The following is a 15,379-nucleotide window of genomic DNA, read 5'->3' as shown; positions in this document are numbered from 1 at the left end:
AGCCTAATGCTCTATTCAACTTAATAAGGCCAGTCCTTACGCACAAAACAGCTGGCAATCAGGCGTAGATTCCCGATTTTTGTGGCATGAATAACGTGTTTTTTTTACTGCTGCTTCTAACCGGGTTTAGCAGTTCTGCTCAAGTGCTACGTAAACGTACGGTTAAGCTGATGGGCAGTCGGTTCGATATAACCATCGTCGCGAACGACTCCCTGACGGCCGAACAAAACATTGATACTATCATTGCCGAAGTGACACGTATTGAGAACCTGATTTCGGACTGGAAAACGGATACGCAGATTTCGCGGGTCAATCAAAACGCCGGGATTGCCCCGGTGCGCGTTGATCCTGAAGTGTTGGCCCTGACCGAGCGGGCACTACGCTTCTCTCGCATCACCAACGGCGCTTTTGATATCAGCTTTGCCGCCATGGACCGCATCTGGAAATTCGACGGATCAATGACCCGGATGCCCAGTCCTGCGGCTATCAAAAATTCGGTTCGGAACGTGGGCTATCAGAACATTGTCCTCGACCGCGAACACTTAACGATTTTCCTGCGTAAGAAAGGCATGAAGATCGGCTTCGGAGCGCTGGGCGAAGGTTATGCAGCCGACCGCTGTCGCGCTATGATGCTGGCGCGAGGTATAAAAGCCGGGATTGTGAACGGATCGGGCGACATGAGTACGTGGGGAAAACAGCCCGACGGCAGCGACTGGACGATTGGCATCACGAATCCGCTCCACAGAGACACGATTTTTGCCATTGTGCCGCTAAAAAAACCAGCCGTAGTCACGTCGGGGAGCTACGAGAAGTTTGTGGTTTTCAACGGCATGCGGTATGCTCACATTATTAACCCTAAAACGGGCTACCCAGCCACGGGCGTCAGCAGCGTAACGGTCTTTGGCCCCAGCGCCGAAACCGCAAATGGATTCAGTACGTCGATTATGGTACTGGGCAAGGAGGCCGGTTTGAAACTGATCCGAAAGTATCCGGCCTACAGCTATATCCTGATTACCGACGAGGGCCAGATTTTCGCTTCGCCAGGTTTAGGCCTGGAACAGCGGAGATTGTGAAAACCCGTTACTCTGCTGTCCGTTCACTGCCGTACGGATGTACTGATCAATAACAGTCCATCAGGATCTGGCCATGCGATTGGTAATGGCTAACGCTCTGGCCAAATCGGGTCTGACAAATTGTATCAATCAGGGCCAAAACGTCCTTCTGCATGGACAGCGATCCGCAGATCATCACGACGCCTTTTTGAGACAGTACGCTGGCGATGAAGTCTGTATCGCGGCTGAGCAGGTCACTGACATATTGTTTGTTTCCCTCCCGTGAATAAGCCAGGTGTAGACTGCTCAACTGCTTCATGATTTGGCTCGCTTCCAGAAAATCCTGGTAGAGCGTAAAGGACGAACTTGCGCGGAAGCCGCAGTACAGGTGACAGGGTATCTGCTGTTTGTTCTGGTCGATCATACCCAAAAACGGAGCGATACCGGTACCGTTGGCAATCATAACCACCACCGACGCTTTTTTGGGGAAATGAAAATGCTCGTTGCTGACAATGCGGGCCTGAATGGTCTGGCCAGGCGTTAACTCGTGCAAAAAGCTCGATCCCAAGCCGTTCGGATGTAATCGTACGCTCAACTGAAGCTCATTGCCGAGCCTACCAATTGAATAAAGTCGTTCACGATGATCGTTGGCAGGGTAGATCGCCAGCAGATCGCCCGACGTAACGCGGTTTCGGCGGTCAGCCTGCAGGCGAATCAGAAACGTACCGTCGGACTGCGGAGCACGGGTGTTGTCCGCTACAGTCAGCGTATTCAGCCTGAGGGCAGGCGTTTTCAGCAGATCCGACGAAACCGCCATCGGTACGTTAGTTTGCTGCGACCAGGCTTCGGCCCACAAAGCAAACTCCTCCGGCGACCGGTCATTGACGGTATAAATATCGACCAATGGCACAGCCCACGACTGCCTGGAAAGCAGCTGATTCACCTCGAACGCAAATTTGCAGAAGTCGGGATACGCATAGGAGCCGAAACCAACCACCGAATACCGAACCGGTTGCGACTGCGGCTGTTGTTCAACCAAAGCCCTAAACCGGGTGGCGTTCGTTGGTGCGTCGCCCAGCCCGTAAGTGGCCGTGAGCGCAATCAGGTGCTCGGCTTTGGGAAAAACGGTGTACTTGTTGAACTCAGTCAGGTACGCTTTTTCGCCCTGCTTCAGCAATTGCTGATAAATGAGCTGAGCAAAGCGGAACGTACTGCCATTCTCTGATCCGACCAGAATAATGAACCGGCTCTCGTCGGGCCCGAACTTGTTTTTGACCCGGTTGACTCGCCGTTTGAGGGTGATCGCAAACCCGGAATAGATAAAGAAAAGAATGTTGGCGGAGGCAATGGCCAGAATAACGGCCCAGACCGCACTGGTTCGGCCGGTGTGCAGGTTCAGGCTCAGGCTGGTCAGCAGCACGGCGGTTGGGTAGCGGTTTTCGCTCAGAATATCGCCCGTGAGCTGGTTGACCGTCAGTTCGCGGTCTTTGAGTGTAAGCGTATAATAATCCTCCACATCCTCCGAGAAAGGAAACTCGACGCTCTGCACCTCCGACAGACGGGTGTTTTTGAACACGGCAAAATCGGCCAGCTTCCGTTCCGGCGTTGACCGAATGGCGTCGAAGTCGATGGTGGCCGTACTTTTCCCGGACTTGACCAGCTCGAACCGTTCCAGCGACAGGTACGTACCCGACAGGGCAATAATGACAATGGGAATGAGCGAGAGCCGACCCAGCACTACGTGGTAATACTGGGCAAAGTTGTCGCGCACGATTCGGGTAAAGAACCGCTTCACCCCCCGCTGCCGCTGAATAATCAGCATGGTGCCCGAAACAGTAATGAGCAACAGCAGAAAGGCCGTCAGCCCAATGAAAAACCGGCCAGTCTCTTTCAGAAACAACGAACGGTGCAGGGCCGTTACCCACTGGAAAAACTCGCTCTGCCCGGTAGGTTTACCTAGAATCTTGCCCGTTTGCGGGTCAATGTAGGCGGTCAGGTTTTTGCCGTCGGCATCGCTGCCTTTGACCTGCACAAACCCATTGGCATCCACACTCAGTTCATTGATTTCCTGACCGCTCTGTTTGAGAACGGGCAGCGTCTGAGCCAGCGTAAGCTCCGAAAAGTTAGCCACCCGGTAGGGCTGCATCTTCTGCGAGACGGGCTCGAACGCCAGGATAATGCCCGTGATGGATGCCAGAGCCAATAAAAGAAAAGAAGATACAGCCAGGGCTAAATGGCTGTATCTCCAAACAGAAATAGTCATGCGATGGGACTCCGGTTAATTCGGGTAGCTCCGCTAGGGTAACTTAGTTGGCGGTGTTGGGGCTGAAGCGCACGTAACGGATGTAGCCAGTGCCTTCGGTTTTGGCCGAAAGAGCCTCGGTGGTCAGCGGAATCTCCAGATCTTTTACGTGGTACTTCTTGTCTTCCACCGCGCTCTCGAACCGCAGTTTGTAATCTTTATTGAGTTTCGAGTTGTCGATGTCCAGCACCGTCACACTCCGGTCGCCACCGGCCACCGAGGCTCCGGTAATAGCGCTGATGTTGGGCGTTTTTTTGCCCAGCGCCTTGTGCCATTCTTTCAGGTCGGGATACCATTTTTTATCGGAACCGAGCACGTACAGGGTTTTTTCGTAAGCGCCTTTTCCGTTGATGAGCGACACCACAACGTAGGCCCCTTCGCCCATGTAGTTGGTCATCTGAATCATGCATTTGTACTGCGACGTACCCGACTGTTGCGCCAGCGAAGCCGATGAACGTCCCGCGAACAGGGCCAGTGCCAGCAGGCCAATTTTATGCAAACGAGACATACCTTATTTCAGAAAAGTAAGCGATACATTGCCTTTTGACAGCGATTCGTTTTCGCTGGCCAGATCGTAGGCAGTTTCTTTAAAGCTGGTGGGAATTTCTTTCTTCGCGCCAATCGACAGCAGGTACTTCAGCATGGCATCGTCTTTAGCAACCATGGCGGCTTTGTGCAGAGCGGTAATGCCTTCCTTGTTGCGGGCGTTCACGTCAAGCTGGAGTGGTTCCAGCTTTTTCAGCAGCGACAGGTCGTTTTTGGCAACGGCCAGGTGGTAAAGCGTATTGCCGTTTTTCTGCGGGGCTTTCAGGTCCAGCCCTTTGTCCTGGAGCAGTTGCAGTTTCGCCGTAAACTCATCCGTACTGGAACCGCCTTCGCCACGCGCGCTACCCGCGGCCGGGTTTGACTGGATCAGGTAAGCCGCCAGGTTATCGCCGTTTTTGTCGGTTGTTTTAACATCGGCCCCTTTGTTGATCAGAAAGCTTACCGCTTCGGGAGAGTTGCCTTTTACGGCCATCGCCAGAGCCGTTACGCCTTTCTGGTTAGCCTGATTAATGTCTTTCACCTTCGGCAGCAACAGTTCCAGCACCGACATGTCCCGGTTAGAGGCAGCCGCGTTCATAAATACTGTGTTTCCTTCTTCGTTGGCCTGATTCACGTCAACACCTTTGCTCAGGAAATACTGAATCAGTTCGTTCTGGCGGGGCCGACGAACAATGGCGTGCAGGGCATTTTCGCCGGTTTTGTTGGTAACGGTCGGTTTTAGTTTCAGACTTTCCAGGTACTGGAACACCTCCGGCGAGTTAGGCCCCCGCCGTGAACCCTGGCTGGCCATAATAAATGCGTTATCCTGCGCCGGTACGCCTTTTTCGAGCAAGGCTTTCATGGTCGCTATGCTACCGCCCCGGGCCGCGTAGCTGAAAGCGTTGTTGCCGGTCGCATCCGTACTTTTCAGGTCCAGCCCTTTCGACACAAAATAGTCGGTCAGTTTCAGGTCTTTGTCATTAGCGATGGCAATCAGCAGGGCGTTGGCTCCGTCGTGGTTGAGGTCTTTTTTGAGGTTGGCCCCGTTTTTCAGGCAAAGGTCATACACCTGCGTGTTGGACTGACCACTAGCCGCGGCAAAATTCAGCGGAGTCATGCCGTGATTATCTTCCAGGTTAGCCTTCGATCCTTTGCTAAGCAGATGTTCCATCAGTTCGACGTTGCCCCGGTTGGCCGCCCAGTGAATATAGATACGACCATCGTGCGTCAGCTTGGACACTTCGTTACCCGGCTGCGCCAGCAGGTATTGTACCGTTTCGTTGGGCACCCCGGCATTGATGGCCATCACGACGGGATCAAACCCTGCCGGATTAAGCTGCGACGGGTTGCTGCCTTTTTCAACCTCGGCCTTAACCTGGTTTACGTCCGGCTTATTTTGCCAGAATGACTGGTCGAGCAGGACGTTTTTCTGCGCCTGAGCAGAGAAAGCAAGACTGATCAGAATGGCACTTACTAGTTTTTTCATAGGGTCAATACAAAGAATACGTAGGTTATTAAACGGCCAGATACCTATAATCGCTTAATGGGCTGCAAATTACTAAGATTTAGTCTAAATAAGACGCGCAACGTCATTTTTAATGCCCTTTCCTGAACAACACTTATGTTTTGTAATGTGCCGGGTCACTCTAAATCAATCTGCCAGTTGGCCGAGCGTTCTATTTGATTCGCCCACCGGGGACTTAGACATTATGAGGTGTGCTGTCAGTGCTGTCACTCAAATGGTCGTCTTACTTTATCAATTTATGAAATCATTCGCTTAGAGGACGTATTGAAAGTAACCTGAGCGATGACTCGCTCCGATGATCTGCAGTAGAAGCCCAGTGGTGTAACATGCAGCCCCGATCCCGAGACAAAAAAATTAGTGTTTCTTGTATATATAATTTTCTTATATATTTTTGCTACGTATTCACTTAACTAGTTAACCGTGATGGATTCAGCTGATGTCGTTCAGGATGTACTCAGATTAATGGTGCTCAAGTTACTGGCGCAACGCGGACGGATGTATGGCTACGAGATTACTCAGGGCGTAAAAGCATCTGGTAAAGACCAGATAAGTCTTACATTCGGTGCGCTCTATCCCGTGCTTCACAAGCTTGCGCACGAGGGGGTATTGACAACGCAAATCGAGGAAACTGACGGCCGACTCCGTACATACTATATGCTGACGCCACCCGGCAGTGATTCGGCTGCTGAGCCGGTAAACCCACTGAAGCAGTTCATCACCTGTATAAGTTTGCTGCGACTCTCATCTAATAACCGTCTGGTATTTAATTCTATTCCTAATTAGTCCGTTATCCATGAAAAAGCTATCCAAAACACAGCTCCATCAACTGGATCAGGCCCTGCGCCGTAATCGCCTGCAGCAGGCCTTACATGCCGAACTGATAGACCATTTAGCCCTTGATATCGAATACCTGATGGCCGGTGGCGAGTCGTATGAAGTTGCCTTGCAGCGGGTATTGCAGGAAGCCAGCCCCCAAGCGCTTGACCACTTGAAACAAACCTACCAGCAAGTTCTCCATCTCGTTCCTCTGCCTGCCTTGCTTAACCGGTTAGCCCCCAGACGATATGCCAAACGCCGGTCAAGACCCGGCCAATATCAGCAATGGCAGCAAGCCAGTATCCTTGCCTTTGTGACGTTGATAATTTGCCTGATGTGGGTGTGTCAGGTGTTTGCAGTGCCGTTACAGGCGTTTGGAACCGTATGGCTTGTTGGCCTGGCGAGTGTATTCGGGGCAATTAGTGCGCGTTGGCTGTTTCGGCGTCGACCCCGCCGGGTTCGTCCTCACTGGGCTTAAGCGACTTGTATCGTTTTCCTGATCGATCCGCTTACGTAATTGACTCTTCTCCCATGCTTGCGCACTACCTGAGGTTGAGCTGGCGTCACCTGTGGCGAAACCGCTCCCTGAATCTGATTAGCATTGGTGGCCTGGCGGTCAGTCTGGCTAGTGGTCTGATCATTTTTCTGGTTGTCAACTACCTATTCAGCTTTGATCGGTATCACCCGCATATGGACCGGTCATACTGGATTGTTACCGACGTGAACCGTGAACAGGTGATGCCAACGGATGCCGCGCCCCGTCCGCTGGCCGAGGTACTCCGGCGTAACTATCCGTTTGTAGAATGTGCCGTCCGGTTAGAGACCTTTTTCGGACGTACCATTAGCGTACCCGACGGCAAAGGAGGCTGGGCGAAGAAGTTTGGCGAAGCCCGCAATATCTGCTTTACCGAACCTTCTTATTTTGACTTATTCGGTATTGAATGGGTAAGCGGTGATCGGAAAACAGCGCTGAGTGCCCCGAATACAATTGTCCTTACTGAACGATACGCCCAGAAGTATTTCGGTACAGAACGACCGCTGGGGCGGACACTGCAGTTGGATAACCGGACGAATCTTACAGTAACGGGCACTATGAAAAATCCCCCGGCCAACACCCAGCTTCGCTACGATGCGCTGGTGTCATACGCCACAATACCGGTACTGGAGGGGCCAATTGCGTTGCAGGATTGGCAGGGACTGCAAGCGATGTGTTTTGTTCGTTTACGGAAGGGCGCAGCTGCTCAGCAGTTGCAACGCGTGTTGCCCGCTATTGGCCGGAAATATCTGCCAGCCAGCGAAGTCGCTCATTTTACGTATCACGCACTTCCTCTTGAAGACCTTAACCACGAACGGAGCGGAACGGCTCCACGCTCAATTCTATACGTATTGATCGGCATAGGGGTGCTGCTGGTTATCGCCGGTTGCATCAATTATGTAAATCTGGCTACTGCCCGGATGGTAAAGCGTTCCCACGAGATAGGGGTTCGAAAAGCGGTTGGTGGTACCCGTCGACAGGTAGTCGGGCAACTGCTGCTAGAAACGGCGCAGATTACATTGATCGCGGTGTTGCTGGCATTGCTGCTAACCCAACTGACGTTGCCACTCATTAACCAGACGCTGGCAAGTCAGGTCGAGATGCTTAGTCCGGATATTTCACTTTGGAATTTAGTTCAACCCAGGGCGATGCTCTGGTTTGTGAGTCTGGTCGTGAGCGTTATTATGCTGGCGGGGCTGTATCCGGCGCTGGTCTTATCCGGCATTACGCCCTCCTGGGCTTTGGCGGGCCGACTAATTACCCGGCCTGGTAAAGCCTTTCCGGTAAGGCAGGGGCTAGTTGTCGGTCAATACGTAGTTGCTCAGTTGTTCCTGATGGGAGCACTGGGGATAACGGCGCAGCTTCGGTACATGCAGACCGTTCCGTGGGGATTCCAGCACGACAACAGGCTGTCCGTCTGGCTTCCCCAGCAAGGAGCCGTTCCACTCAGCCAATTGAGAGCCCGTTGGCTCAGCCTGCCGGGCGTTGAACAGGTGAGTTTCGGGAGCGATCCACCCGCTTCGCCCTACAACCGCCCAAGCCCGTTCAGCTACCATACGGCTACCGAACCCGAACCGTTTGAAACCCGCGTCCGGGCCGTCGATGATCAGTATTTGTCCGTGTTTGGCCTTACGCTGTTGGCTGGGCGAAATTTTCACGTAACGGACACGACTGGCGGAGAAGTGCTGGTCAATCAAACGCTGGTAACGCAATTAGGCACCACGGTGCAAGCAATTGTGGGAAAACGAATGCGGGTGAAAGATGCTGATCGCACAATCGTAGGGGTGGTACAGGACTTTCGCAGTGGGAATTTACACAGCCCGATGCTGCCCGTTACGCTCATTCACGATCTGCCCCACAGCCGGATGGCCATACTGACACTCGCACCGAATCAATCGACCACGACCCTAAAGGCGATCCAGCAGGTGTGGGATGAAGTTCTGCCCGATCAGGTGTACCGCGCAGATTGGCTGAGCGATTTGTTATTGACGTTTGCGGAAACCGAGCGGCTAGGAGCAACTTTGGTGCAGGTGTTTGCCGGTATCGCCATTGGCATGAGTTGTCTGGGCTTGTACGGACTCGTAACGTTCATGGCTGAGAGCAAAGCCAAGGAGATTGGCGTTCGGCGGGTGCTGGGTGCCCGAACCCGACAATTGCTCTGGCTATTTGGCCGCGAATTCGGTAAGCTACTGACGCTGGGATTCCTTGTAGCCGCTCCGCTGGGCTGGTGGCTGCTGACGAGTTGGTTGCAGTCATACGCCCACCGTATTCACCTGAACGTGTGGTTGCTGGCCGCTACAGCGGGACTGACGGTAGTTATTACGAGTCTGACCGTGTTGCGTCAAGCCCTCAAAGCGGCTGCTTCCAGTCCAATTCAGTACCTGGAGACGAAATAATTCTGTTTTGCATACGTCCAGTTTCTATTAATCACTACGTACGATTTGCTATTCTCTACCTTATGAAACTGCTTATTGCTTGTCTGTTACTACTGAGTCTGGTCCCGGCGCTGGCTCAACACTCTCCTTCGGCGGCTACCCAATCAGCCAAAGTCGAAATTCTGTGGGATAACGATGGGGTCCCACACATTTACGGACAAACGCTCGAAGCGATGTATTACGGCTTCGGCTACGCCCAAATGCACAACCACGCCAACCTGCTCCTTCAGCTTTACGGGCAGGCACGGGGCCGGGCGGCTGAGTACTGGGGAGCCGAATACCTCGACTCCGACAAAATTGTGACGCTCTTTGAGACCCCCGAACGAGCGCAGAAGCACTATCAGCTGCAGGAAACCGGCTACCGGCGGTGTCTGGATAGTTTTGTTCAGGGGTTGAACGCCTACGCGAAGGCGCACCCGGAGGCTATCGGAGCAGACTATAAACGGGTGCTGCCCATCACGGGGCCGGACGTACTGGCCCACATAAGCCGGGTAATTTGTCTGGAATTCATCGGGGGGAATGAAGCCGGGGCCGCTCGGTTAATGCCACCTGGCTCGAATGCGTACGCCATTGCGCCGTCGAAGTCGGCTTCGAACAAAGCCCTGCTGATGGCGAATCCGCATTTACCGTGGGAGGGCTTCTTCCTCTTTTTTGAAGCGCATCTCAACGGACCAGATTTTATGGCGTATGGAGCTTCGCTGGTGGGCCAGCCGGTGCTTAACATTGCGTTTACGAATAATCTCGGCTGGACGCATACCGTCAATACCATCGATGCCTCAGACCGTTACCTGCTCACCTTACAGGGGGATGGGTACGTACTGGACGGAGTTAAGCAGACCTTTGCGCAAAAACGTGTCAATCTGAAGGTCAGACAGCCCGACGGTCAGCTCAGCGAGCAGCCCCTAACCTATCGCTACAGCAAGCACGGGCCGGTCATGACCAGTCAGGACGGGAAAACGTACGCGTTACGCTTCGCGGGTTTAGAGAATCCCTCCATGGCGGCTCAGCACCACGCCATGGCGCAGGCCCACAACTGGGCAGAGTTTGAAACGGCCCTGAAGCGCATGCAGCTGCCCATGTTCAACGTTATCTATGCCGATAAGGCGGGGAACATCCTGTATTTGTTCGGAGGAAACGTACCAAAACGAAGTGAAGGCGACTGGCGTTTCTGGCAGGGTACCGTCGATGGGGCAGCCTCGAAGTTTATCTGGACCGAGACACACCCGTACGCTGATTTGCCCAGGGTGTTTAATCCGCCCGCCGGATTCGTGCAGAACGCCAACGATGCTCCCTGGAGTTGTACGTTTCCAGCCGTGCTGAACCCCAAGTCGTTTCCAGGCTATATGTCGCCGGTGGGGTTTCCGCTACGTCTGCGGCCCCAGCGATCCATCAATCTGCTGAAAGACGACAAATCGGTTACGTTTGACGAGTTAGTCGGCTACAAACTAAACACGGGTATGGAAGCCGCCGACCGCTTTCTCGACGATTTGCTGACGGCTGTGGATCAACAGGCGGATCCGGTTGCCAAAGAAGCGGCCTCGGTACTTAAAGCCTGGGACCGAACCACCAATGCGAGCAGCAAAGGAGCTGTATTGTTCGCGGCCTGGTTCGACCAGTTTAATCCTGGTATGGCAGCGGTCGGCTGGGACCCACAGCGGCCGGTCAGTACACCCGACGGGCTGAAAAATCCTCAGCAGGCGGTTGAACTGCTCATCAAAGCCGCCGGCCAGGTTCGTCAGCAATACGGCCGACTGGATGTTGAATGGGGTGAGGCAAACCGGTTTGGTTCGGCTGGTCAGGATGTTCCGGCAAATGGCGGTTCCGAGCAGTACGGAATCTATCGAACCATTCAATTTATGGCCGATCGACAACAGAAGGGTAAGAATCGAGCCGTAGCCGGTGACACCTACGTTGCCATCACCGAATTTGGTGATAAAGTGCGGGCGCAGGTATCGTTAAGTTACGGCAATGCCAGCCAGCCGGGCAACAAGCACCGTGGCGATCAGTGGAACCGCATGTCGGAAAAAAAGCTTCGTCCCGCGTTACCGGATCGGCAGGACGTACTGAAGCAACTCGAACGGCGCGAAGAAATACCGGTTAATATGGGGCAGTAACTTCATTAGTCCTGCATCCGTAAAGCCGATTTGTTGTTAAAATCGGTTTCTACCCAAATTTATTAACGAATGCCTAAAAGCCGCGTTACCCATTGGGAGCGTGGCTTTCAGGCATCTGGCAAAGGAAACGGCTGGCGATTGATTTACCCCGATCCAAACGCTAATTACAACTACTGATACGTTTCTTTTTTAATCCGTCAGCCTGCTTAATTTGCTTTGCAGCACAGGAAAAGGCCAATGGCTATAGTCAACGTAGCTATTGGCCTTTTCCTGTGCTGAACTTAAAGCCAGTAGTACCGACTTCTGAGAGGAAACCGGCTAAATCATTAGCGGCCCAGCCGAAACGTTCATGCGATGCGGTCGGCTGGCAAATTATTAAGGTATAAATCAGTTCAGATATACGTAGTGTGGTCAAGAATTCTAGTCAGACCGGCAATATAACCTATAAACGAACGGCTGACCCGTTCGTCTGGCTCGTACTGTTTGCCGTGAGTTATGGGTGTATGACGTGCTCGGAACCCAAAGCACCGAAGCAGTTGAACCGGGCTTTTTATCACTGGAAAGCCGTTTACGAATCAAATTTGACCGAAAAAAAAGTTCTATTTCAGCTTGGCGTTCATCAGCTATACCTTCGCTTCTTCGATGTCGACTGGGACGCCGGTAATCGCCAACCGCTGCCAAAGTCCGTGGTACGCTTTGGTGAGCGGCCCACGGGATTAACGGTGGTCCCAGTCGTATTCATCACCAATCGAACCCTGCTGAACGTACCCGACCAGGATGTACCCGCACTTGGCCGAAACATAGTCAGGAAAATCCAGCAGATTGCCCGTCAGAATAAGATCGTCGTCCGTGAAGTGCAGCTCGATTGCGATTGGTCGCCGAAAAGCCGTGACCGGTATTTCGCCTTATTACGTGTGGTGAAGCAGCAGGTACGCGTTCCCTTGTCGGCAACAATTCGGCTGCACCAGGTTAAATACACCGACCAGACAGGCATACCGCCGGTCGATCGGGGCATGCTGATGTTTTACAACATGGTCGACTGGAAAGACCCGAACACCCGTAATTCGATTCTTGATCTGGATGTCGCCAGTCGGTATACAGGGTTTCTGGAAAAATATCCTTTACCGCTGGATGTTGTACTGCCCTTGTTTACCTGGACAATTGTGTATCGAAATGGCCGTTTTCTGACGATTCTGAATGGCGTTCGGCAGGATCAACTGGCAAAGAAAACCTTTCTCAAACAACAGCCTGATACAAACCGCTACGTTGCCAGTCGTGATACAACAGCCTTTGGCTTCTCGGTACGGGCCGGCGATCTGTTTCGTGCGGAAGCCTGTACCCAACAACAATTACGTGAAGCGAAGCAGCAGCTGTTATCCCGAATCCGGAATCCAACCCTTACGTTTGCTTTATACCACCTCGATAGTACTGTTCTTTCAGCTTATCCCCATGACTACCTCCAGACTCTTTTCCGGCCGACTCCGTAAGGCGGTTTTATCCGTCGGCATTCTCCTGGCTTTTGCCTGTGGTCCCGGCTTATTCGACGAAAACGAATTCCTGAGTTTTTTTCAGCCGGAGAGCAGCAACGCACAGCCTCAAGACCGGCTGTATTTCTTTACTCCGCAGTTGTACGACTACACGAATGAGCTAAACCGGGAAGGCGACGATACGCTCCTGATTGACGAGAATGTGCGGGCCTGGGCGGCTTATGCTGGCAAAAAAGTGCCGATGACTGCGGTCGCTAAAGCGTTGTATAAAGCTGACGATACCGCTGACAACGCCTTTAACGCAGCCCTGAAACAAGCCCATGCACCGGCGCTGGATTACCTGAAACTGGCGCATAACGCTGATCAGGCAAGCCCTAGAGGAGATCAATGGACGCCGATACCGGCGGACACAGCCCGATTAACGCAACTGCTTGGTGAGGCCCAGGCTGGTTACGAGTCAGCTAGCGATCCGTTTTTAAAGGAACGGTACGCGTTTCAGGCGGTAAAACTGGCTGATCAGATTGGCAATTACGCCCAGTGCCGAACGCTATACGACCAACTGGTGGTGTCCCTGCCGAAAAAGACGTTTATCAGCGATTGGGCATTGTGTCGCCATGCAGGCGCTACGTTCTCAACCGGTGATACCGCGCGGGCGATTTATGAATTTGCGCAGGTGTTTGACCGCTGCCCATCACGACGACCACAGGCCGAAGCCAGCTTACGCATTTATGGTATCCACTTTCAGGAAGGAGCGCTTCAACACGCCCGGAACGATCAGGAGAAGGCGGCTATTTATGCACTCTGCGCGGTTCAACCCAAGCAGGATGCCTTGCCGTTACTGAAAGAAGTGGTGAAGTTAACGCCCAAAAATCCGCTTATCGAGCTCATTATGGCGCGGGAAATCAACCGGAACGAATACTTCTTCCTGTCGGAGTCGAACCCCATATACGGCTATGATGAAGCCAGCGACCGGGATTCGTTGAAATTTGAAGATCGAAAGAAAACCTCGCAAACCTACGGCGATCAGTTACGCGAATTTGCTCTGGAAGCGGCCACCAATGAGCAGTTAAACGATCCGGCCTTCTGGTACACGGCGGCTGCCTACATTGCCTATTTAAGTAAAGACTTCGATGAATCAGCCAAAACGCTGGATAAAGCGGCTCAGGCCCCGACGACTAATCCTGCCTTAAAGAAACAGATCGCCTTACAACGCATGCTTTTGCTAGCCGCACAGACTGAGCATATTACGCCCGATACAGAATCGAAGCTGATCGGTTATCTGGAAGAATTTGGCAACTCCGAAAATTTCCGGTTCGGCAACGCGTTCGTGACGGTCTGTCAGCAGTTTGCCCAAAAATACCTGGCGGAAGCGAGTAATGAAAAAACAGGTGGGTGGCTGGAAGGCTGTAGCCGCGCTAAAGCGAAGTCAACCAGCGAAACGGCCGCAGCCAAGGCCTTTTTGCTGACTATGCTGACGGCTTCGCAGCTGAACACAAGCGGAGGGTACGTAGACCTCAACACGGATCAGCTCGTGATCGAAGATTCGTCGTCGGCGACAACGGTACAACAGGTTGTTACGTTCGCGGAAGCGCCTACGGCTACTGATTTCGACAAACGGTTGCTAAAACTGACGGGCTTTACGCCGGACTATCTGTATACCTTACTGGGCCGCCGACTGCTGGCTGAACATCGCTACGCGGATGCTGCTGCGGCCTTCGGTAAGGTGAATCCTAAAACGTGGAAAGAGGAGCCGTTCGTGAGTTACTTCACGCAGAACCCGTTCGAGGTTCCGACCAGTAAACGCCAGACGACTGGGACGAATGCCTATAATCCCGTTCAGTTCGCCCAGCGAATGGCGCAGTTAAATGAGCAGGTAACGCACCTGTCCGGCGACGAAGCGGCTAAAGCATATTATGAGTTGGGCTGCGGAGCCTACAACCTAAGCTGGTTTGGCAACTCGTGGGTACTCGTTAAGCGCTCGTGGAGTTCGGTCGAATTGCTGTCGACGCTGTATAAGGCGAATAATAAACCAAGCGAACTGGAACGGGCGGGCCAGCAATTGATGCGTAATCCGTATTACTCAACAACTCCGGCCAAAGCATTTTTTGAAAAGGCTATAAAAGCGGCTCGCCAACCGGAACTGGCCGCTAAAGCGTGTTTTATGGCCGCTCAGTGTGAACAGAGCGAGCTGACAACCCGATTGGCGGTTGAAGAAGTGAAACGGGGCTTCATTGATCTGGATAAAGCCGGTTGGAAAGCTCTGGTCGAAAAGCTAAGACGGGATGAGTACGGGCATTACTTTACGAAACTGTCGACCGACTACGGGCAAACGAAGTTCGAGGCTGAAATGCACCGCGAGTGTGCTACCTACGGCGATTTTGTATCGCAACGCTAAGAAGCTTACTTCTAACGGTTAATCATCCGAAACAAACCACTGATCGACTATAAGCTACGGCTTACGTAAGTTTCGTTGGTTAACCCATTCGGACAAGCGACTTTCGGGCTGCTGTTTTGCCAAGAGACAAGACAGCAGCCCGAAGTGTTTAATAAGCTGATTACGCCGTAAACCGCTGGCTAAATCGCTTTTA

Annotated in this window: 10 protein-coding genes; 7 read left to right on the top strand and 3 right to left on the bottom strand. The window is 52.8% G+C overall.

The genetic code is table 11. The annotated features are described in order from the left end of the window. The first annotated feature begins 86 nt into the window (after positions 1 to 86). The gene (locus ACYVBJ_RS11115; protein ID WP_460982371.1) at positions 87 to 1,073 is read left to right on the top strand and encodes an FAD:protein FMN transferase; all 987 of its coding nucleotides are present in this window, start codon (positions 87 to 89) and stop codon (positions 1,071 to 1,073) included. Positions 1,074 to 1,119: 46 nt separating this feature from the next. Here ACYVBJ_RS11115 and ACYVBJ_RS11110 read toward each other — a convergent pair whose 3' ends face one another. The 3 genes from ACYVBJ_RS11110 to ACYVBJ_RS11100 are packed head-to-tail and all read right to left on the bottom strand — an operon-like array spanning position 1,120 to position 5,365. Further along, entirely contained in the window at positions 1,120 to 3,315 is a 2,196-nt protein-coding gene (locus ACYVBJ_RS11110; protein WP_460982370.1) for a PepSY domain-containing protein, read from the bottom strand. A 43-nt stretch (positions 3,316 to 3,358) separates the two neighbouring features. Beyond that, a complete protein-coding gene (locus tag ACYVBJ_RS11105; RefSeq protein ID WP_460982369.1) occupies positions 3,359 to 3,862 on the bottom strand; it encodes a DUF2271 domain-containing protein in 504 nt (167 codons plus the stop codon). Positions 3,863 to 3,865: 3 nt separating this feature from the next. After that, positions 3,866 to 5,365 (bottom strand): ankyrin repeat domain-containing protein, encoded by a 1,500-nt coding sequence (locus ACYVBJ_RS11100; RefSeq protein WP_460982368.1) that lies wholly within the window; start codon positions 5,363 to 5,365, stop codon positions 3,866 to 3,868. 462 nt (positions 5,366 to 5,827) lie between these two features. Between ACYVBJ_RS11100 and ACYVBJ_RS11095 the strand changes: the two genes are divergently transcribed. The 6 genes from ACYVBJ_RS11095 to ACYVBJ_RS11070 all read left to right on the top strand — a co-directional run bounded on the left by ACYVBJ_RS11095 (position 5,828) and on the right by ACYVBJ_RS11070 (position 15,186). Beyond that, on the top strand, positions 5,828 to 6,187 hold the full coding sequence (locus ACYVBJ_RS11095; protein ID WP_460982367.1) for a PadR family transcriptional regulator: 360 nt from the start codon (positions 5,828 to 5,830) through the stop codon (positions 6,185 to 6,187). Between the two features lie 10 nt (positions 6,188 to 6,197). Further along, positions 6,198 to 6,698, top strand: coding sequence for a hypothetical protein (locus ACYVBJ_RS11090; RefSeq protein WP_460982366.1), 501 nt, complete (start codon positions 6,198 to 6,200; stop codon positions 6,696 to 6,698). A 53-nt stretch (positions 6,699 to 6,751) separates the two neighbouring features. Next, a complete protein-coding gene (locus ACYVBJ_RS11085) occupies positions 6,752 to 9,151 on the top strand; it encodes an ABC transporter permease (RefSeq protein ID WP_460982365.1) in 2,400 nt (799 codons plus the stop codon). 62 nt (positions 9,152 to 9,213) lie between these two features. Next, positions 9,214 to 11,304, top strand: a complete 2,091-nt coding sequence (locus ACYVBJ_RS11080) for a penicillin acylase family protein (protein ID WP_460982364.1) — start codon at positions 9,214 to 9,216, stop codon at positions 11,302 to 11,304. Positions 11,305 to 11,711: 407 nt separating this feature from the next. Beyond that, the gene (locus ACYVBJ_RS11075) at positions 11,712 to 12,791 is read left to right on the top strand and encodes a hypothetical protein (protein WP_460982363.1); all 1,080 of its coding nucleotides are present in this window, start codon (positions 11,712 to 11,714) and stop codon (positions 12,789 to 12,791) included. Further along, positions 12,754 to 15,186: a hypothetical protein gene (locus tag ACYVBJ_RS11070; RefSeq protein WP_460982362.1), complete on the top strand. Its 2,433-nt coding sequence runs from the start codon at positions 12,754 to 12,756 to the stop codon at positions 15,184 to 15,186. Before ACYVBJ_RS11075 ends, ACYVBJ_RS11070 begins: the two co-directional genes overlap by 38 nt. The last annotated feature ends 193 nt before the right edge of the window (positions 15,187 to 15,379 follow it).

The sequence above is a fragment of the Spirosoma fluminis genome (assembly GCF_054778895.1).
This window is presented reverse-complemented; position numbering and strand designations above follow the sequence as displayed.